Annotated in this window: 21 protein-coding genes; all 21 read right to left on the reverse strand. The window is 57.3% G+C overall.

From position 1 onward, the window contains the following. Positions 1-4 precede the first annotated feature (4 nt). On the reverse strand, positions 5-349 hold the full coding sequence (locus tag JCM15831_RS24075; protein ID WP_025824602.1) for a hypothetical protein: 345 nt from the start codon (positions 347-349) through the stop codon (positions 5-7). Next, positions 349-2,283: a hypothetical protein gene (locus JCM15831_RS12980; RefSeq protein WP_025824603.1), complete on the reverse strand. Its 1,935-nt coding sequence runs from the start codon at positions 2,281-2,283 to the stop codon at positions 349-351. Before JCM15831_RS12980 ends, JCM15831_RS24075 begins: the two co-directional genes overlap by 1 nt. Then, positions 2,283-2,588, reverse strand: a complete 306-nt coding sequence (locus JCM15831_RS12985; protein ID WP_025824604.1) for a hypothetical protein — start codon at positions 2,586-2,588, stop codon at positions 2,283-2,285. The genes JCM15831_RS12980 and JCM15831_RS12985 overlap by 1 nt, the downstream gene beginning before the upstream one ends. A gap of 32 nt (positions 2,589-2,620) precedes the next feature. After that, complete coding sequence (locus JCM15831_RS12990; protein ID WP_025824605.1) at positions 2,621-4,168, reverse strand: hypothetical protein; 1,548 nt, start codon at positions 4,166-4,168, stop codon at positions 2,621-2,623. Further along, complete coding sequence (locus tag JCM15831_RS12995) at positions 4,168-4,485, reverse strand: hypothetical protein (RefSeq protein ID WP_025824606.1); 318 nt, start codon at positions 4,483-4,485, stop codon at positions 4,168-4,170. Before JCM15831_RS12995 ends, JCM15831_RS12990 begins: the two co-directional genes overlap by 1 nt. Continuing rightward, positions 4,478-5,998 carry a tail fiber domain-containing protein gene (locus tag JCM15831_RS20515; RefSeq protein WP_051528521.1) on the reverse strand — a complete coding sequence of 507 codons (1,521 nt, stop codon included), beginning with the start codon at positions 5,996-5,998 and terminating at the stop codon, positions 4,478-4,480. The genes JCM15831_RS12995 and JCM15831_RS20515 overlap by 8 nt, the downstream gene beginning before the upstream one ends. Positions 5,999-6,035: 37 nt before the next feature. After that, on the reverse strand, positions 6,036-6,365 hold the full coding sequence (locus tag JCM15831_RS13005; RefSeq protein WP_051528528.1) for a GNAT family N-acetyltransferase: 330 nt from the start codon (positions 6,363-6,365) through the stop codon (positions 6,036-6,038). 729 nt (positions 6,366-7,094) lie between these two features. Continuing rightward, positions 7,095-8,627: a hypothetical protein gene (locus JCM15831_RS13015; protein WP_232228196.1), complete on the reverse strand. Its 1,533-nt coding sequence runs from the start codon at positions 8,625-8,627 to the stop codon at positions 7,095-7,097. A 287-nt stretch (positions 8,628-8,914) separates the two neighbouring features. Further along, the gene (locus JCM15831_RS19030) at positions 8,915-9,451 is read right to left on the reverse strand and encodes a phage adaptor protein (RefSeq protein ID WP_456303435.1); all 537 of its coding nucleotides are present in this window, start codon (positions 9,449-9,451) and stop codon (positions 8,915-8,917) included. A gap of 148 nt (positions 9,452-9,599) precedes the next feature. Then, on the reverse strand, positions 9,600-10,319 hold the full coding sequence (locus tag JCM15831_RS13025; protein ID WP_025824612.1) for a hypothetical protein: 720 nt from the start codon (positions 10,317-10,319) through the stop codon (positions 9,600-9,602). A 41-nt stretch (positions 10,320-10,360) separates the two neighbouring features. Next, complete coding sequence (locus JCM15831_RS13030; RefSeq protein ID WP_025824613.1) at positions 10,361-10,654, reverse strand: hypothetical protein; 294 nt, start codon at positions 10,652-10,654, stop codon at positions 10,361-10,363. A gap of 12 nt (positions 10,655-10,666) precedes the next feature. Further along, positions 10,667-11,671 carry a phage major capsid protein gene (locus tag JCM15831_RS13035; protein ID WP_025824614.1) on the reverse strand — a complete coding sequence of 335 codons (1,005 nt, stop codon included), beginning with the start codon at positions 11,669-11,671 and terminating at the stop codon, positions 10,667-10,669. A gap of 15 nt (positions 11,672-11,686) precedes the next feature. After that, entirely contained in the window at positions 11,687-12,814 is a 1,128-nt protein-coding gene (locus tag JCM15831_RS13040; protein WP_025824615.1) for a hypothetical protein, read from the reverse strand. Beyond that, positions 12,811-13,176 carry a hypothetical protein gene (locus tag JCM15831_RS13045; RefSeq protein ID WP_025824616.1) on the reverse strand — a complete coding sequence of 122 codons (366 nt, stop codon included), beginning with the start codon at positions 13,174-13,176 and terminating at the stop codon, positions 12,811-12,813. The genes JCM15831_RS13040 and JCM15831_RS13045 overlap by 4 nt, the downstream gene beginning before the upstream one ends. A gap of 57 nt (positions 13,177-13,233) precedes the next feature. After that, positions 13,234-13,386: a hypothetical protein gene (locus JCM15831_RS21660; RefSeq protein ID WP_156938899.1), complete on the reverse strand. Its 153-nt coding sequence runs from the start codon at positions 13,384-13,386 to the stop codon at positions 13,234-13,236. Continuing rightward, positions 13,379-14,230, reverse strand: coding sequence for an HlyD family secretion protein (locus tag JCM15831_RS20520; RefSeq protein WP_051528522.1), 852 nt, complete (start codon positions 14,228-14,230; stop codon positions 13,379-13,381). Before JCM15831_RS20520 ends, JCM15831_RS21660 begins: the two co-directional genes overlap by 8 nt. Beyond that, positions 14,227-15,738 carry a hypothetical protein gene (locus JCM15831_RS20525; protein ID WP_051528523.1) on the reverse strand — a complete coding sequence of 504 codons (1,512 nt, stop codon included), beginning with the start codon at positions 15,736-15,738 and terminating at the stop codon, positions 14,227-14,229. The genes JCM15831_RS20520 and JCM15831_RS20525 overlap by 4 nt, the downstream gene beginning before the upstream one ends. After that, positions 15,738-16,037: a hypothetical protein gene (locus tag JCM15831_RS20530; RefSeq protein WP_051528524.1), complete on the reverse strand. Its 300-nt coding sequence runs from the start codon at positions 16,035-16,037 to the stop codon at positions 15,738-15,740. Before JCM15831_RS20530 ends, JCM15831_RS20525 begins: the two co-directional genes overlap by 1 nt. Next, the gene (locus JCM15831_RS19040) at positions 16,037-17,107 is read right to left on the reverse strand and encodes a terminase large subunit domain-containing protein (RefSeq protein WP_198024340.1); all 1,071 of its coding nucleotides are present in this window, start codon (positions 17,105-17,107) and stop codon (positions 16,037-16,039) included. Before JCM15831_RS19040 ends, JCM15831_RS20530 begins: the two co-directional genes overlap by 1 nt. Then, positions 17,095-17,292 (reverse strand): hypothetical protein, encoded by a 198-nt coding sequence (locus JCM15831_RS13065; RefSeq protein WP_025824617.1) that lies wholly within the window; start codon positions 17,290-17,292, stop codon positions 17,095-17,097. Before JCM15831_RS13065 ends, JCM15831_RS19040 begins: the two co-directional genes overlap by 13 nt. Further along, positions 17,292-17,678: a hypothetical protein gene (locus tag JCM15831_RS20535; RefSeq protein ID WP_156938901.1), complete on the reverse strand. Its 387-nt coding sequence runs from the start codon at positions 17,676-17,678 to the stop codon at positions 17,292-17,294. Before JCM15831_RS20535 ends, JCM15831_RS13065 begins: the two co-directional genes overlap by 1 nt. Positions 17,679-18,143: the final 465 nt, after the last annotated feature.

An 18,143-nucleotide genomic window follows, 5' to 3' on the forward strand; every position in this document is an offset into this window, starting at 1 on the left:
GCGCTCAGGGATGGTGTGATAACGCCTCCTTCAAAGGAGGCGCTTCCAGTAACAGTAACAGACTCAACGGTCGTGTCTCCCGTGAGGCTGTATTCGATAGGAGCGCCTTCAGCTGGCCTAGGTTCGCCGCGTCAGCGTTGTCCGTTCCGTTTGCAAGGCCGGTTATGCGAAAGCCGTTAGCATTCATATTTGCCATAAAAGGCGCCGTACCATCTCGTAAAAGCGCCTTGTTCAGAGCGGCCTGCACGTCCTCAAGTGGCGCGTTGTGCTGCTCGGTCATGATCGTCGTGCCGGGGGAAGCCCTGTAAACTGAAGGGAGTGTATAGTTCCCATTGCTATCATAAGGCATCAGCGTGGTCCGTTCTGATTTGCGCCGATCAGGGCTGCGGCGACTGGATTGCTCAGGGCGTGATTGAAGGTTTCGGCTGGCGCAAGAGTGGAGGTATCGCGCGAGAGAAGGGCATCGGCGAGTGCGTCTCTGGTGCGCGCATCGCGAGCCCTGATTGCGGGCCTAGCTATGCGGTCAACAGATCCCGCAAGCGCATCGCCAAGCCGAAAGTTAAGCAGAGAGCGCAAAACGGGGGGTGATTCCGCGCCGGGGATTATCTGCTGCGCCAGTAGGTTTCGGTCCGTCATAGACCCCCCTCGCGCCGCTTGATTAGTGGCTGCGAAGGTTCGTTCAGCATCGATCGCATCCCCGATTTTCGCTGAGGACTCGGGGCCGATAAGAAGATCGAGTTTCTCTCGATTGTATCCTCTATCCATCATGGCGCGGGCGGCGTTCGCATCATTCCGGGCCGTACCCATGACCTGCGCAACCTGCTGCCGGGCGCCCTCCTGAAATGCGCTACGTTCGGCGTCGGACATGCCAGACAGGACGCGGGCAACCGCATCGGGGGATTGCGTATTCCGGAACAGTTCCTGTCCGCCCGCCAAAGCATCAGCGACCCTGGAGTGATCCGAGAAAACGCGGCGGGCGGCAGCATATTCTGGGACATGCGCGTCAAGATGTCCCACGATTGCATTGCGGTTTTCGATCAGTATGCGGGCCTCATTGTTGCTTCCGGACCGCAGGGCGCTAGAGATGGCGTCGTCCAAAGCTCGTTTTGTGTAATCCAGCCCCATGACACTAGGCCGCTCAATGTCGAATACCTCGCCAGAATCCGCAGCAAGCCGCTGGGCTGTATTCGTCGCTCTCTCGACGGCAGGCCTCGACAAGACGGCTTGAAGCTCAGGGGTAACGGGCACTTCCGCCCTGTACGCTGCCTCATATAATGGCGCAGCCTGCCGGGCGCGCGCTGCTGCGATATCGTCTGCCGCTTCTAAGACGTTAGTTCTCGGTCCGAGCGCGCCGTCAACGGCATTCGTTACGCGCTCGCCTGCGCTGTCGGCTCGGGAAATCAGAGCCTCTGCTATGCGGCGTTGTGCAGCACCCGGCGCAGAAGCCGTTGCGCGCAAGGCCTGCTGCATGTTAGGGCCAAGGTCACCCATCATCGCAGACGGGCCGAGGCGTTGCAGCTCGGCTCCTGCATTCCCTTCCGTCAGGGCGTCCGCATCCGACAACCGCCTGATTATGTCTCTCGCTCGCTGAACCGGGCCAGCCAGTACCGGACGTAAGACAGCCCCAGCAGCATCGCCAACGACAGAGCCAGCGCCGCCGAGAAGCGCGCCCACAATTGCGGACCTTCCGATATCGTCGCCTCTGACTGCGGCATCGGCAGCTCCAATGCCAGCGCCGCCAGTTGCCGCTACGCCGCTGCGTAGGGCAACACCACCGAGGCCCGGAGCGGTTGAGACGCCGAGAACACTCATCGTCGGGGCGAGGAAGCGAGCGCCAGCCAAGCCGCCCAGGACGCCGCCAGCGATGTGCGCAGCGGTGTCTGCAACCGGATGGCTGTCGTGGAATTGTCGGTCCATGCCCTTCTGGGCTGCGAGTGCCTGGTGATACCTGTCCCCGAGCGAGCCCTGCAATTGCTGGTCTTTTGGGAAAAGCGGATTGAGTGCATATGACGCAGCTGCATCCAATCCGGCGTCGGCTGCGTTCATGGCGCCGCCGATAACGGGTATACCCGTAGCCAGTGAGCGCATGACCGCATTGCCCGTGTGGGCGGCACTTCCTAACGCATCCGCACCATCACCCGCCGCAGCGGTTTGCGCCGAGGTTTGTTGGCTTCCAATAGACCGAGCTATCTCGTCGACTGTTGCGTCCTGCTGTTCGGGAGAAAGCTTGGTGAACTCGTCGCCCACCGTCACGGAGCGCCCGTTTATCGTGAGCGTTGGCATCAATGAACGCTCCAGGTTACGCCGCTTTGCGTGCGGCGTTGAGTGCCGAATGATGTCGCTGCGGGCTGAGAAGAAGCGGCGCCACCTGCTGCTAGATCGGAATGCGCCTTGCGGAACTGTTCATATGGGTTCGGCAATTTGCGAATCTGGCTTTCTGCGTCCTGCCAGCTGATCTGTCCGCGCTGGGCCTGACTGGCGATATCGGCTGCTTGCAACTTGTTCTGCTGCAAGGCCTGCATTGTGCCCGTGATGATTTGGTTTCCTCGATCGGTATTGCCCAACTGAGGCAGGCTGTTCATGAACATGCGAACATCAGTGTCAGACGATGACCCAGATCCTACCGGGCGCATTTGGGGCGCCATCCGATCGACAATCGCAGTAAATGCCTGCGTCTGGTCGAGGCCTTTAACGTTGATCCCAAGTGACTGCGCATAAGGCCCGACGCTTGCCATAAACTGGCGCCCTTGCCGGTTCCAATGCTGCGCGAGAGATCGGAAAGCTGCTGAAGCTGTCCCATCATAGCAGGAGCAGCATTGCCTTCCTGCACATAGCCTCCCAATCGATCAGCAGCAGCGTCATCCGATTTCTTTTGGAATTCGCTGGTCGTCGGCCCGCTGTTGAGCGTCACATTCACGCCGCTGTTACCGATCTCGCCTATCTTTCCATCAGGGCCGACTTGATAGCTTTTACGCGGATCAAGCCCCATGGACTGCGCCTGTTGCGGCGAAAGCATAGAGTACCCTGGGCCTGCAGGAGCGTTCGTTTTCTGCCGCAATGCGTCGGCACGAGCGCCATATTCTGCAATCTGAGCCTGGCGAAGTGGATCATTTGCCTGCTGCTGCTGCTGGTAGTTCTGACGCGCCAGCCATGTCTGCTGCTCCTGTTGCGAGGCGCGATCTGCTTGCTGCTGCTGCATCTGATTTTGGAGAAGTGTGGCAGCTATGGTGTGGGCTTGCTGGTTCAAATGTGGATTAGCTAGGGCTTGCAGAAGCTCGGCTTGAGAAGGGCCAGTCTGAGCCGGTAAGGGGGCAACCATCGGTGCGGACTGCTGCTGGGTTGATGGCGCAGTTTGTGGGGCAGGCATTTGCGCCGCATCGACGCCCCCCATCTTGTTGGTTGCCCAGCCCAGAACATCACCTGCCGTCTTCCCTCTCAGAAACGGATTGGCATTGATCTGACCCGGCGACATGACCGCTGATACTGGTGTCGCCGGGTCTGCATTGATGAGACGCGAGGCGGTAGGAGCCCCTGCGAAGTGAGCGAGATATCTTTGCCCAGCATCAGGGTTCTGAATACCATGCTGCATCATGTAGGCGATGTTGTCAGACGACAGCGCTCGCACGGCTGCATCCGCCTGCGTCGGGTCCGTGCGCCCATCGAGCGTTAGGCCTAGGTCCGGGTGCTGCTTCATCACTCCGCGCCATGTGCCATCCGTAAACTGGTACGGGCCAGTGGCTGAGGAGGTCAGCGCCTTAGCTGTCAGGTTATTGCCGCTCTCGACTTGCTTCAGGCGGTCATAGTAGCGATCGGCGATAATATCACTGGCGGCGTTTTGGGTTGCTTCGGCTACCTGCGGCGATTGGGGCGCCCTGACTGCGGAAAGTAGGTGGTCGTCTTGGCTCCCGCCTTGCTGCTGCGAACCTCCCGAGATAAGCGACTGCACGAACTTGTCGCTATCAGCATCTATCGCCTCTTCCGCCTTGTTTGCGCGTCCCTGCATGAAGCCTCCTAGGAAGCTATTCATGGCGTTGGCAGCACCTTGCGCCCAATTATACGCGGGTGTTTGCTGCCCTTGCTGAAGCAGGGACTGAGCGATCTGGCGCCGCTGTGCAAGCTGTCCCGGCGTCACTTTCTCGCCGTCTGTCGTCCATAGCCAACTCGCCATCAGAAGCCTCCGCCAAAAATCTTCTGTAGATAAGGATTCTCTGCTTGTCCGGCATTGGGGAGTAAGGCGCTTTCAGGCTGGCTTGGTCCAGCTTGCGAACTGAAGGCGTCGACACCAGAGCCCGAAAATGGATCAGCGGGATTTCGGGCCTGCTGCGCCATGTATCCGCCCGCAAAGGAGCTGATCGCGTTCGCAGCACCTTGCGCAATGTTGTTCGCAGGCTGCTGTCCTTGCTGGAGAAGAGCTTGAGCAATCGCCATGCGGTGCTGGTCGGATGAGACAAGCTGACCGTCGCTGCCCCAAATCATATTATCCATTGCTTGCAGCTCCGAGATCCTGTTGCAGACGCTGCGCCGCCAAGGTGTAATTGACCATCAGATGACCGTCTGCGTGGGTGTGCACAGCTTCCGGGTAATGTTGAGCGACTTCCTGCGCCATGAAGCCGATGTGCTGGTCTTCGGGCTTTTTTTTGTATCGGAAGGCGTAGAGGCCTAGGCCATTGGGGAACCGCATGAGAAGGCGAATGTCTTTTTTGATGCGGATATCAGAGCCGAGCAGCATTCCCCCGGCTCCGGTCGCAGACGACGCCATGTTCATAAGACCGCTCATCATCTGATTGGACTGCTGCATCTTCTGCGCATAGTTGCTCTGCACTATGCCGCTATAGTCGACGCCACCCACCTGCGTCTGCGGGGTTGCGCTCGCTGCGGTGTTGGCATTGTTCACCTGAGACTGCGACAGCAAAGCTGAAAGCTCATTCAGGGGCTGGTCGCGCTGCTGATAGTATTGGCTGAGATATTGATTGCGCGCGTCGTTGCCGAACTGTGCCTGTTGCAAGGCAGCGCTATTCGTGAACCCCTGAGCGCCGAGAGCAGCACTGTTCTGCGCCTGCATCTGGCCGAGTAATGCGCTGTTGGTAAATCCTTGACCTTGGAGAGCCGCCTGGTTGCCAAATTGGGCCTGGTTCAAAAGAGAAGAATTGCCGAAGTTTGCGGAGTTCAATGCAGCGCTATTGGTGAAACCCTGCCCCTGAAGCGCTGCCGCATTTTGGGTGTTCATCTGGTTGGTGAGCGCATTATTTGAGAAGGATGCTTGCGCCTGCTGCTGGTTGAAAAGCTGATTTTGAACCGATTGCGCCGTTTGCGTGGCTTGGTCAGCAGCACGCGTATAGTTGTCACCGATAGTTTGCTCGTTTGCGGTATAGGCAGCCGAGCCGGGTCGGATGCCAGATGCGATCATCTGGGCGCGTGATGCCTCTGAGTTTCTGTCGAGCGTTGGCGTGTATTGGTCCATGACAGCATTTTTTGCATCGCTGTAGGCTTTGGACACATCGCCCCCAAATGAGGTCTGATACCCATTACCCAAGGCTGTCGAATAATTGTTTCCAAGGGACGACGAGTATCCATTTCCTAGACTGTTCTGATAACCGGATCCGAGATTGGAGGTGTATCCAGACCCAAGGCCAGAAGAGTATCCACCTCCTACCGAGCTGGAATAATTGGCCCCAGGGCTCTGACTGAATCCGCTGCCGAGATTACTTTGCAAGGCTGGCGCGCCCGAGGTGTCCACTGCCTGCGAAAGATTGGAGAGTCCGGTGTTCGACAGAGAATTGGCTGTGGACGCGATATTGGTTGCCGCCTGCTGCTGCTGGCCGAGCGTTTGCTGCTGCTGATTGTTAAGCGTCGTAGTCTGACTGAAGCGGGGAACTTGATAGGTTTTCCCGTCCGGCCCTGTGATCTGTGTCGATCCGACCTGATCATATTTCACATCCCCGTAAGGCGTATATTGATCGGTCATGTTCATGAGCTGCTGCGTCTGAGCAGTCATCATGTTGTATTGGCTCTGAGCGTTCGCGGTCTCGTATGGATCAGGTGCTTTGGGTGAGCTTACCATGGGTTGCGTACCGGTATTCATTCTTCAGAACGCCGAGAAGAATACCGTCACGATCGGGGCCAAAATGGTTTCGAAGGAGACCTTCTTTCCTACCGCCCACACGCTTTACGATATCAACCACGCTCTGATTTTCGGTGATTGCCGTAAACCGTTCGACCTTTAGTTGTTCGAAAAGATACTGGCCCATTTCACGCAGGAAGCGCCTCGTCCACCCGCTACCGGCGATAGTAACATGAATGTCTGGCCCCGTGTAGATATTAAACAGGAAGGCGGCAATGATTTCGCCATTCCGCTCCAGGCCCATGGTGGTGAACGGGGGATAGAATGCAACGCCAAGTCTCTCTCCCAGAAAGCGAGGGATCCGTGCGTCGTTTTCGGCAGAAGATATTATCCTGAGCATAGACTATAATAGGGAATGCTTGAGTGCCAGTACAAGATACACCAAAGGATGACGAGACACGGCATTCCCAATGATTGACAACCTAGTGGTTGCAACTGGTAGCAAACCCCCCTCCGCTTGGTTGCGTCATGCATCTTGTGGGCGAGATGTAAGGAGGAACGGAGGTCGTGGGTGCGCTTTGGAATGAGCGCGAAGCGTTCTGGAATCCGTTCTGCATAGAAAAGGCTGCGGCCGCATATCTTGCGCGCGTTCGGTCCGCTGCTTCAGCATCATCCGCACTGGCTGCTGCGTCTAACTCGGCAAAGTACAGTGACATCCTTTGGTTTGCTTCTTGGGGAGCAATAGCCCCTTTATCGACACTTTCAGCTGTTGCGATCATTGCTTGGATCTTTTGCAGATCGTAGCGCGGGTTTACTCCGTGCTTGCGGTCAGCTTGCAGAATATATGTTGCGACACAACGCGCCCTCGTCGCGTAACTTGGCTGCAAATTGCAGTCCTTGGAGAGAGCGACCGCCTCTTTCCCGGCTGCGGCCCGCTCATCAGCCGGTGTTGCGCATCCCGCCAATAAAAGTAAAGCCGACGTAGCAATGAGTTTTTTCACCGAACTTCTCACTTGAAAATTTCCGTATTTAATTACGAAAGCAGTCCGCCCGCAAGGTATGTGATGTCGATGCGAACAATTTCATTATCGAATGGCGCAAGATTTCCGCTGGTTATCTGCAGGCAAGGGGATAATGCATATCCCTGACCAGAGACTGATGACCATCTCTTTTGCGAGATGAGCTGATTGCCCTGATTCCATGTCCCTACGCCCCACTTTGCCTCGTTCCAGATTGACTGCGCCGAAACTCCGCTTCCGGAAGGGGCGGCTGGTACGTTTACGATGTAATCGTACATTACCGACACTGACCAGGTGACCGGGAATGTTCCGCGCATCATGACATTGGCGTTCTTGGGGATTTTGACGCCATACGTTCCGCCCAGGTCGTGGAACAGGGGCGCATAGATTGACGTGAATGTCGCCGTCAAATCATACCCGGTTTGCCAGGCGCCGACGATCCGCCCATTGACGGTCCCGAAATACATCTGTCCGTTCATCTCGGCGAATGCCCGACAGTCCCAGCCAGTGAATCTCGCCCATGCGCTGGTGTTCGTGTTCACCACGAGCAAATAAGGCTGAAACGCGCTGTAAGCAGGAACGGCCACTCCGATCATCTGCATTTCGGGCCATACCATCACCTGCCAGTTGCGGGTTGGCCTCTCGGCAACGTACTGACTCCAGGCGTCCTGAATAGGGTACGAGACGGCGGCTAGAGCGAGATCGCTCGGATTGCGCTGAACGGCTTGGGTGAGGGGTATCAAGCCAGCATCTGTCGCAATGAGCAGATCACCGCCGTTTCTGATGAACGCACGCTTACCGCGGGGCTTGTCGATGCGGTATAGGCCGACCTTGCTCCATGAGGATGCAAGGTTAGGGTCGACGCCCTGATAAACCGCAACCTCTCCGTTTTCCGAGCACATGACGCACTGTTCGGAGAGCCCGCCACTGCTGGAGTTATCCAAAGACCATGACGATCCGAACATCAGTTCTCCGCCGTCGCTGAATATGCCGCCCATAGGGAAGGGAGTGGCATTTCCACTGAAAGCGTCTGCGGCAAGATACCACGCATTCATCGTGCCGCTTTGCACGAACCACAGTCGCCCCATATAGGCCCAGACGAACGAGAAATCGCTGGTTTCGATATCCGCTATTGAAGAGCTTGAGGCCGCCTTGATGCCGGGAAACCATGTCTCGCTGGCTGCCGACGCCGTGGCGTTCCCTCCGTTCGAACCTGTGAGCGTTTCTCCTGACGAGAATGCCTTTGCGTTCGTGCTGGTCAGGTAGATCTCGGACGAGTTCGCATACAGGATTGTGCCAGTCGCGCCAGACGTGCCGCCCGTGACTGTCTCTCCTGCTGAGAAAACCTTGCTTGAGGTACCGAGCGGAATGCGCAGGATATCAGCGCCCGTTATCGGCCACCAACGAGACCCGTCGAACAGTTGCATAGGGTCGACACCGTTGACAGCAATGAGCCAGATGCCGCCAGTCGTTGCGAACTGGACATATGACCACTCACCCCCAGTTAGGCCAGACTGCACAACCTCGGGCTCTGATGCGCTGGTCACGTCCCATATCTTGCTGCCAATGCAGGCAAAAAGGCGCTGTATTGAACCATTATCATAGCTCATGAGCGTATCACAAACCTGCGACTGATCAGGCTGTGAATAAAGGGCGCAACCACGCCTCATTCGCACGGTTTGCGGCGTGGGCCAGAAGTTATCGAGCACTACTGCGCCGGGCTTATCGCTTGTATTTAGGACAAGGTTCTGATTGCTGATCCAGCCTGCTGTCGGCGGGGGGAAGCTCACAACCTGCGCTCTTCTGCCCCTGGCCGGCACATTGACCGGCGATCTCATCGCGCCATAGCCCAGATGCCCAGCCGGTTCAGTCCGCTTCGGTTCGCTCTGATAGGCCTGCTGCCCTGGTCTTTGGCTGCGAGCTGGGAGAGGCGAACCTCGTAATTCTGCATGTCTTCCTGGTAGTCGAGACCTTCGGCCTGCTTCCAACGCCAGATGGTGCTCAAGAGCAAGAGCTGTTCATCAAGGACGAATGAATCATCGTCGCTGTCGAAATCGGCTTTCATCGTTCCATCAGCCCCGCGAACAAGTTTGGCGGAAATATACCAGAATGTGGGGTTCTCATTGGCCCGTGGCGTCGGAAGAAGGTGCATCTGGCCGCCATAGATGATCCAGTATCCGGGGATGGTTGACGGCATGAAACGCTGAAGCTGTATCCACTCATCCTTGTCTTTGGCGGGCTCGTAATTAACGGACCAGATCGATGAGTGAACGTCAGCCTTAACGAGCATCCGTCCATAATCTGATGGCAAAGCGAAATCGGACGTATTTCCATCGGAAACAAGCGTGCATTGCGAGATAGATCGTTCCAGTCGTGCGCCTGCGCTATATCTTGGATCGCCTCGGACATGATTTCGAGAAACTTGATCTGGAAAGGGTCATTGCCAGTGAAAAGACTTCCCTGATCCTGAGAAATAAGGCGCCGGGATGCCTTTTTAAAGCAGGTCAGGGCGGTCATTTTCAGGCCTCCATGGCCATGCGCACTAGGGTGTCACGCGATGGGTTTCCGCGCGGGGTCGACCCGGAACGCTCACGAATATAGGCCTTGATCTGGTCGTCGCTCATGCTAGAGAACGACGCCTCATCTACGCCGTCATCGTGCTCCCCCTCACTGGGTACGCCGACAGGGGACGGCGCTCTCAACGCGGCAGTAAGTTCAGCAACCTGCCGCCGAAGCTGCTCAAGCTCGCTCTCAACCTGCCCGCCCCGCGTCAGGTTCGCCATGTAAGCAGATGTCATCCGCTTGAGGTCGTTCCCTTGGACGCCGAGCGCCTTAAGCGCGTGGCCTTCAAGAGAGTGAACGGCTTCGATTGAGTGGATTTTCATAGCGCGGCAGAGCGAAATCTGGGCGGGAGTGATGCCGTAAGGAGATAGCTCCTGCAACGGAGTGCCTGACGCTTCCTGAGCGCCACCAGTCTTGAACTGACGATACTGCTCGGAAAAACGTTCGGCATAGGTCACGGCCTGGCCATTTTGGATCTGCCAGATGCTATCTGCCGGAACGACAGGAACGTAGTTCTTTTCTCCTGCAATGCGCAGTTCGCAGACTTCGATAGTGCGCATAACGGCGCGCTTTTCTCGCTGAGACGCCATCACGTCTTCAACTGTCTCATGGCGAAAGAAAGGAGTGACTGCAAAGTCTGTGAGCGCCGCATCAACGCGAGAAAATGCCAGATCCATGTTTACCTCAAAGGTTTAGGGGAGCGCGAAGCCCCCCTATGTCAGTTTGCCGTGGACTGCGCCCAGAACGAGCCGCCAGCAGGAACTGCGACAGGCGCCGCATAGGTTCCGCTCGCGTTGGCCGTTGCGTTGCCGCTGTTATCGATCGCAATCGCTGCCCCTGCCGTCAAAGCTGACGCAGTGGTGACCCAGATGCGCTTGTGCCCAGAGCCATCAAATGCAACGTCCCCGTAAAGGGGTGAGACGTTAGCCGCAACGTCGAACCAGGCATCGCCCGGCGCGAGGACGGTATCAAGACCCGGCCCAAGGGACGGGTTTGTGCGAAGAGTTGCCATGTTTGGACCTCCTTAAGCCGTGACCAAGCGCCAGGTGTAGCGCGGGTTCTTGAGCACCATTTCGCCGTTCCAGACGAGATACTGCACGATTGCGTCCTGATTGATCGGGCGCGCGCCATCGCCGTCGAAGAGTGGAACCATGTTGCGGCTCGGGTGGTAGCGCATTTCAAGAGCCTGGCTGTCGATGCCGTAGATCGTGTTATCCGGCATGACAGTGCCAACGCCGTTTGCGCACAAGATCGCAACAGGGCCAGCGGGCGTCGAGAGTTCGAGCGCATCAAAGCCGAGCTTGCCGACATTGGCAGAGGTGATGCGCTGGATGCTCGTGAGCGCGGACTGGATCACGTCATAGGACTTGATATCACATATGATCAGATCGGCCTTGCGCGTGCCTTTGGACCTCTGCGCAATAATACGGCGCAAAATACGCATCGCAGTGGTCACGTCGAAGGCCGTGCCGATATCAGGGAAATCGGTCGTTGCGTTGAACGAAGAGGTGCGCCACATCGGGACTTGTGCGCGATCAATGCCGCCATAAACGCCAGTGTTCGCAACGATGGGAATAGCACCGCCGAAGCCGATCATTTCGCGGCCGCCCGAGCCGGTTCCGTCGCCATGGATCGCTTCTTCCATGACATTTTTCATGGAATCTTCGGCATTCTCCATGTAGGTGTCGACCAGATCGATGATCTTGGCGCGGCCTTCATTGGCGAGAATTTCGGTGCCGGTCAGGGAAAATCCTACCGCGACGTTCTTCGGCGTCCAAACGGCGCTATTAATCAGCTCTTTTGGCTGATTGTTCAGCTTATCGTATCCGGTGAACCACTGACCATCGAGCTTGTCGATCGTGAGAGGAACGCGGATATCCGGGCCGGAATATTCCTTAAACCGATCGTTCTCGCGAAGAATGGCAAGAACCGGGTTGCTGGAAAAAACGAGATCCTGAATGTCTTTGCTGCGGTCTTCCAGCGAGGTCGTGAGAACCTGCCGGAGCCAGCGGTTTGAAGTGACGGCCATTGCGCCAATCCTTGCTTATCTGCGGTCAGCGCGCGCCATGGCGGCGTCTATCGCTTCGCGGCGTGAGAGCTTGCCCCTACGCACCGGATTTGAAGAAATCCCGGAAGAAGGAGCGCCTTTTACGGAGAGTGATTTGCCCGCACGCGGATTGGCAGTCTGGGCACTATGGTCTTGCTCGGAGGCGGCGAGGCTGGCCTGGGTAGGCATGGAGCGCGGCGTTAGCCGATCAGCCATGTCATAAGCCGCCTCAAGTCGCTCATTGTGACTGAGACCTTGCGGAATCATACCAGAATTCAGGCATTGAGCAATTGTTTCCTGCAATTCGTCAAAGCGCGGATGGCTCGTCCGGAAAGGTGCGACCACTTCGGCATGGACGCGCTTGCTCTGTTCTTCGTAAAGTTGCGCACGGAGATGTTGCGTTTCGGCTGGCTCCTGCTGAGGCTGGGCCATCTGCGCACGGCGCTGCATCATCAGAGCCTGATATTGAGGGCTGTTTTGCGTCACAATCTGCGAATACTGCTCAGGAGACAGCCCGACCCGCTTCATAATTTCGGCAATGGCTTGCACCGGATTTTCAGCAAGGTGACGGTCAATGTCAGTGTAGAGCCTGAGCGCGTCGGTCAGCTTGGCGCCGCTCTTGCCTGCATATTCCTCGAACTCACGCAGGTTTTGCCGATACTGCCTGTCTTCCATGCCGTCACGCATGAGGGCTTCGTAGTCGCGCTCCATGCGCGCAACCTCTGACTTGACGGCATTCGGCGTGTTGGCCCAAGTCTCCTGAGCCTTGGCCAGAAAGCGGCGAGGGGCCTTTATCTGGCGCTTCTCGGTCTCTTCGGCCTTGTCCTTGCCTTCTTCGGCGGGCGCTTCTCTCTGTTCAGCCGGTTCTGTTGCGGGCTTGCTCTCCGGCGCCTCTCGCCCTTCAGGGGGCTTCTTCGCGGCCTCGGGGGCAGGGTCGGATTTCTCGGCTTTATCTACTGCCGCCTCGATAGCCTCGCGACGTGTCTGCGGCTTGGCATCGGGCTCCGGCTTGGTGTCGGCCTGGGTGTCCTGCTGCTCGTTTCCGGCACCTAGAGCGGTGCTCTGCTCCCGTTCAATCTGGGTCGATGGAGCGTCGTTCACTGGTGCCTCAAGCGTCTCGCTCATGCCTGCGTCCTTTCGCCGCGATCTGCGGTCGCCATTGCTTTCTGAATGATTTCGGAAGACTTGCTTCTATCGCGCGTCACGCTTCCGCGCTTTTGCTCATGAGGCCGCTGATCGTTGCCAACCTCGACATATTCCCGTCCCTGCGGGTTTCCATCCGGGCGATAGGTACGCCTCAGCGCCGTTTTTGATGTGTAAGTGTTGCCGTCTGCCATGCTTTCGGTCGGATCGATCGTGTCCGAAATAATCATGGGGCAGGGGAGATCAGAGCGAGCCAGAGACGGCGGCAGGACGCGGCGGAAAACCTGCCTCCCGTTGCCGTTATCGAACCATGCGTATCGTGGCTGCTCTGATATCTGGATCATGTGGTATTATAGTACCACAAATGAAAGTCCTGGTACAATCATGAAGTGAGCGCGCTATTATTCGCTCCCGCTCACCTCTTCGGCGGGCTTCTCGCCGTAAATAGCCTCGTCAATTCCTACCCCTGATACGTCTTCGGGCATCTGAACCTCGACAGGCCATGGATAGGCAATCCGCACATCGGCCCGATGAAAGTCGTGAGGCTTACTCATTGGCGATGTCGATCGGCTGCATCATGGCCTGGTCCTGCTGGAATTGCTGGGCTCCGACCTCGGCAATGACGCGGGCGGTGTCGTTATCTGCCGTTTGACGCGACGTTTGGGCGTTCTCGACAAGCATTTGCGTTTCGACGCGGACGCGCTCAATGTTCGCCATTGTCTCTTGCAAATCGGCCTGCGCCTGCTGAAGCTCGGCCTGTAGCCTCTGCGCTTCCATGGATTGGGTGTTTTGTCGGTGTTCGGCGTCCGATTGCGCCTTGGCTATCGCAAGCTGGTTCTGCTGGGTCTTGAGTTCGGTCTCTGCCTGAACGCGCTGCATCTGGGCTTGCGCCTTTTGCATTTCCGCCTGGGCAAGCTGCTGCTGGGCCTGTGCGAGTGCCGGGTCTTGCCCCTGCGGCTGCTGTGCCTGCATTTGTTGCTGCACGATCTGCGGCGCCTGCTGACAGAACTGCTCTATCAAGCCGTCAAGCTGCCTGCCGACACGATATGGAGCGAGAGCGAACTTTAGAAGACCGCCAGCCAACTCTGCTCCAGATGGCCCGAGCTGTAGTAACTGCTGAACACCTGCGCTTGCCTGTGAAAATGCACCAAGAAACTCGTTTCGGCTGGCCTTTTCTGCGGCCTCATCCGGCATAATCGTACTGTCAGTTTCGATCTCGATCGAGAAAGATCTCACTCGTTCATCACGCAAAAACTTCACCACCCGGTCGATGGTTATCGTCTGCTCGATTTGCTGCGCCTGCTGCTGCACCTGCTGTTCAACTTGCTGTCTGTGCTGCTGAAGCATTTGCATCGGATTTGGCGGCGCCTGCGGGGGCTGTTGTTGCTGCGGCGTCATTGCGCGGGCGCTCCTTGCGGCTGCGGTGCTGGCGGCTGTTGCGGTGGTAGCGAGTGCATGACGCGCTGTTGTGCTTCGATCTCACGGGCCTGTGCCTCGATCTGTTCAAGAGCTGCCTTACCTTGCTTTTGCACGGCAGCAATCTGCCTCTTTATGTCGGCATCGGATGGCAGTTTCGTGAGGGACAGAGCCATGAGTTCGGGTCCGCTGTAGTTCTCACAGATGATCTCTCCTGCGATTGCCGCAATGTCGCGAGCGACACGCACGATTGCCGCAGATTTCTCACGAACGCGAACGCTGCCGTACTGACTCTTGAGCTGCTGGGCGCCCAATGTCTCCTGGGCATCCGATGCGCCGCGCATGATATCGCTGATACCTGATAGCTCGTAGAAATCGCTTATGAGCTGCTGTCGCGCGGCAATGAGGCCCTGAACCGTATTCGCAAACATTTCAACCGGGAGCCATTGTATCATGTCGCCGTTACCAACGAGCGATGACGCAGGGACTGGTATCAACATCATGTCGTCGTCAGCTTCGGCGAGGAGAGCCTGCGTTGCGGTTCCAACGTCCGACCCGGCTGCAATAAGACCGCGAGCCCGCACCTGATCGAGCAGGCCGTAGATGCGGCTTGTCAGGTCATTGATCTGCTCCAGATTGGTCTCATATCTGGCGTAGTCAGGAACGGGGATGAGTGTTCGCCTCTTAAGCGTGGCGTAGGCAGGCTTGGGGCATGGGAAGAAATGCTCAAGATCCAGGAAGGGCTTGGCCTCATCCAGCAACACATCGACGCCATCAGATACCCAATAGACGCGGTTGTCAGACTTACTCCACACCTCCCATACGGCGGCCTTTTCGCTATGGTCAGTCATGCCGTGTCTGTTCTCGTCGCGCTGACTGCTGAACGCAGCACTCTGATAGGCCATATCTGAAGCGTCTGAAAACCGCTCTCGCATTTCTTCCTTGGTCATCCAGGCGCATCGTGCGACCCATCCAACCTCTGACCATTTGCGCGCAGGCTCGTGCAGAAAGTCAGTCTGCTCTAGGTGCTCGACTGTGATTCTCGGCGTGTCGCTATCCTCAAATGAGACCCATGCTACGCCACGCCCTGTCATGATGAGATCGTCTCGAATACCCTTCATGACCTCATCGATGCATGTCTGATCGAGTGACGTGGAGATGGCCCGCTCAAGCATGTCCGACACCTGATCCATAAACGGATCTCTGATCGAAAACCGCGTCCCCACCACAGGGACGGGAGCACGGGCATATACTGCGGGCTTAAGAATTTCGGTCGATGACCAGAACAGATCAAAGTCAGGATCTTGATAGGTCGCAACGCCACCAACGGAGCGCGCACGCGAGAATATTTTGTCTATGCGCTCGCACTCGTCCTGCCACTTCTGGAGCGACTGATAAGCCGCCCTGATGGCTGCGAGAACGATAGAGGATGATCTGGGCTCGTTTACGTCTTCGAGCGTATCGGCGAATGCGGGTTGTTCAGTGTCCACTACCGTCTCCGGCGTGCGGGCCTTAACGGTGGAGGGGTGAGACCATCAGCCACCATTTCTATCGTTGGCGTCTGGGGAGCCGGAGCAACCTCGCGAGCGCGGCGCCATGATAGCGCAAGATAGCGGAAGCTGTCAGCATAATGTGACGCCCAATCGTGTTCCGGACCTTGGGAAAAGGCTTTCTTCGTGTCGTCCCACTTGCGCTTGTAGCTTTCCAAAGCCGAGAAGCCGGTCATTTCGGTGTCACTATCGAACACGCAAAGAGGCAATGTGCGACGAGCAGCGTTGATGCCGTCCATCAACCGACATTGGGCACAAGCTCGGGATTAAATCCCATGGCCATCATGGTTTCGATCCGCGTTCGCCCTCCCGTCCATTCGCGGGCTCTGGCATCGTGCGGTACGAAGTCAACGCCCTTCAGCCAGCATTTTTGAGAATGGATATCCCGCATATAGGTCTCGTAATAATCGAGCCCGACCCCGGATTGTGCGTGGCAGCCAAGGACAAGTATCTGCGCTCCCACTACCTGGAAATGCCAAAGCGCGGTGTCGTCGCTGATCCCGATGTCCCATGACGTATGAACCGGCACCCCTGGTACTGCCTCGATCGTGCAGAGGCGTCCTTCGTTGCGGAGCGCTGATAGCTCGCGGGCATAGAACGACCCGAGGATCGCCGCCGTCCATGAGCAGTCATACTCTTGCTCGTATTGAGCGCATCCCACATCCTCGCCATAGATCGAGATGTATTCAGCTTTAGCCTGCCGGGCCTGCTCAGGAGTAAGCGCGCCCGTCAACCCGATGGTTGATCGCTCTGCGAACCACCCGTCATCATGCTCTGCGTGCTGGAACATGCTGTACGCATGGTTCTTGCCGCGTGGGGTGGTGATGAAAACGCCCCAGCCGTTATTCTCCTGGAGCATTGGCCGGATGTAGCCCCATGCTGCGGGGTTTGCGAGCGCCCACTCTGAAAACACCACGCCTGCCACGCCCGCGCCGACCAGAGAATTATAACGATCCGAGCCGACAACCTGCCACGTTGCGCCGCTCTTGAACCGGATAAACATTTCCTGATCGTTGGTATTCTCCCGCAATTCAGGCGGGAAAGCTTCGTCTATGCGCCTCCTGCCAGTGTGGGGGTTTACGGCTGTCCAGATCGCTTTGCGTGCCTGGCTATAGAGCGGGAGCATATGCCAATAGGACGCAGGCCTTTCATGGGCGCTAATCGCGGCGTGATGCAGGCAAACATCGTCCTTCCCCCACCGACGATGAGCGACCTCAAACGCCCGCTTTCCTCCCGCTTGCAGATAGCGCCAGAGAGGCAACTGATACGGGCGCGGCGTCCAGTTATTCGGAAGAATTATCTGCGCCAATGTCGGACCCGATAGGCAGTGACCCGGCACATGAACGCGATGTTCTTTGCACCCTGCCAGGCCATGGCAGGCGCTCGGCTATAGACGACACCGCCGACCATAAGGCCGCCGAGCATGTGATATCCGCCGATGATCGTGGCCAATCCGCACGCAAACAAAAATGGCTCATACCACCATGCGCGCATCAGATATCCTTGCGGATAATGATCTGTAGCCCTGATGCTTCGCCGTCTCCATCGACCGCCTGAAACTGAGACGGCACCAGGCTTGCGACCACCTTCACATAGTCGCCCGGCTTTTCGATCCGCATCATCTCAATTGCTTGCTGACCGTTCTCCTCGAAGTCTGCGTAAAGGGCAGCGACGAAGTTTTCTGAGAGCTTGTTGCGGGTTCCTTTCGGGCGCCTGCTGGGTTGGCGATTTGCCCCGGCTTGAAAGATGTAGCGTTCCGCTTCTGCGGTTGCTTTCCCTTCTTTTGCCCATTTGATGATGGCAAATCGCCCATCAAATCTCCTCCTCACCAGATACCCACACCCCCAAAACAAAGGCCCAGAAAGCCAATAAACCGCCAAGACCTGCGAGAGTGAGGCCGCCCGTCGCCCCAATGGCTACTTCAAGGAAAACTGCCATCCCGAACGCAGACCAAATGCTGGAATTCTTCATCGTTCAGCACCCCCGACAGAAGCGCGAAGCCTAGCCGCCCTTCTGGCCTCCGCGACTGGAAGTATCCAAAGCCGCGCAATCATCATGCCAGCCAAGAAACTAACCCCCCACGTCAGCAAGCCAAGCGCCAGTCCCAAGTCAGTGACAAGAAAAGCCACGGATAGAACTTGCATCGCTATGATTGACCACTTCACCAGCGCCAATTTCCGCCCCGTACAGTGCCTTCCAATCTCCGACGCTGAGTTTGTCGTCTCACATCCCACACCTCCCTCAGCGCCAAACCTCGACGCTCTCAGGGCATGTTCCTCGACAGGCCGCGATGCGAGGTGCGTTCTGTCGATGCGCTTGGCCCAAGGAACGCTGAGGTCGATCAG

The organism is Asaia astilbis JCM 15831, from assembly GCF_000613845.1.
GTDB lineage: Bacteria > Pseudomonadota > Alphaproteobacteria > Acetobacterales > Acetobacteraceae > Asaia > Asaia astilbis.

What these genes read in the sequence shown, in the direction of transcription:
- JCM15831_RS20515 (WP_051528521.1), bottom strand. Translation starts at nt 5,998, where the DNA reads ATGATGACTGCTCAGACGCAGCAGCTCATGAACATGACCGATCAATAT.
- JCM15831_RS13040 (WP_025824615.1), bottom strand. Translation starts at nt 12,814, where the DNA reads ATGAGCGAGACGCTTGAGGCACCAGTGAACGACGCTCCATCGACCCAG.
- JCM15831_RS13005 (WP_051528528.1), bottom strand. Translation starts at nt 6,365, where the DNA reads ATGGGCCTGGAGCGGAATGGCGAAATCATTGCCGCCTTCCTGTTTAAT.
- JCM15831_RS24075 (WP_025824602.1), bottom strand. Translation starts at nt 349, where the DNA reads ATGCCTTATGATAGCAATGGGAACTATACACTCCCTTCAGTTTACAGG.
- JCM15831_RS20530 (WP_051528524.1), bottom strand. Translation starts at nt 16,037, where the DNA reads ATGGACGGCATCAACGCTGCTCGTCGCACATTGCCTCTTTGCGTGTTC.
- JCM15831_RS13035 (WP_025824614.1), bottom strand. Translation starts at nt 11,671, where the DNA reads ATGGCCGTCACTTCAAACCGCTGGCTCCGGCAGGTTCTCACGACCTCG.
- JCM15831_RS12985 (WP_025824604.1), bottom strand. Translation starts at nt 2,588, where the DNA reads ATGTTCATGAACAGCCTGCCTCAGTTGGGCAATACCGATCGAGGAAAC.
- JCM15831_RS13025 (WP_025824612.1), bottom strand. Translation starts at nt 10,319, where the DNA reads ATGGATCTGGCATTTTCTCGCGTTGATGCGGCGCTCACAGACTTTGCA.
- JCM15831_RS13030 (WP_025824613.1), bottom strand. Translation starts at nt 10,654, where the DNA reads ATGGCAACTCTTCGCACAAACCCGTCCCTTGGGCCGGGTCTTGATACC.
- JCM15831_RS20520 (WP_051528522.1), bottom strand. Translation starts at nt 14,230, where the DNA reads ATGACGCCGCAGCAACAACAGCCCCCGCAGGCGCCGCCAAATCCGATG.
- JCM15831_RS12995 (WP_025824606.1), bottom strand. Translation starts at nt 4,485, where the DNA reads ATGGATAATATGATTTGGGGCAGCGACGGTCAGCTTGTCTCATCCGAC.
- JCM15831_RS12980 (WP_025824603.1), bottom strand. Translation starts at nt 2,283, where the DNA reads ATGCCAACGCTCACGATAAACGGGCGCTCCGTGACGGTGGGCGACGAG.
- JCM15831_RS13045 (WP_025824616.1), bottom strand. Translation starts at nt 13,176, where the DNA reads ATGATCCAGATATCAGAGCAGCCACGATACGCATGGTTCGATAACGGC.
- JCM15831_RS21660 (WP_156938899.1), bottom strand. Translation starts at nt 13,386, where the DNA reads ATGAGTAAGCCTCACGACTTTCATCGGGCCGATGTGCGGATTGCCTAT.
- JCM15831_RS12990 (WP_025824605.1), bottom strand. Translation starts at nt 4,168, where the DNA reads ATGGCGAGTTGGCTATGGACGACAGACGGCGAGAAAGTGACGCCGGGA.
- JCM15831_RS13065 (WP_025824617.1), bottom strand. Translation starts at nt 17,292, where the DNA reads ATGCGCGCATGGTGGTATGAGCCATTTTTGTTTGCGTGCGGATTGGCC.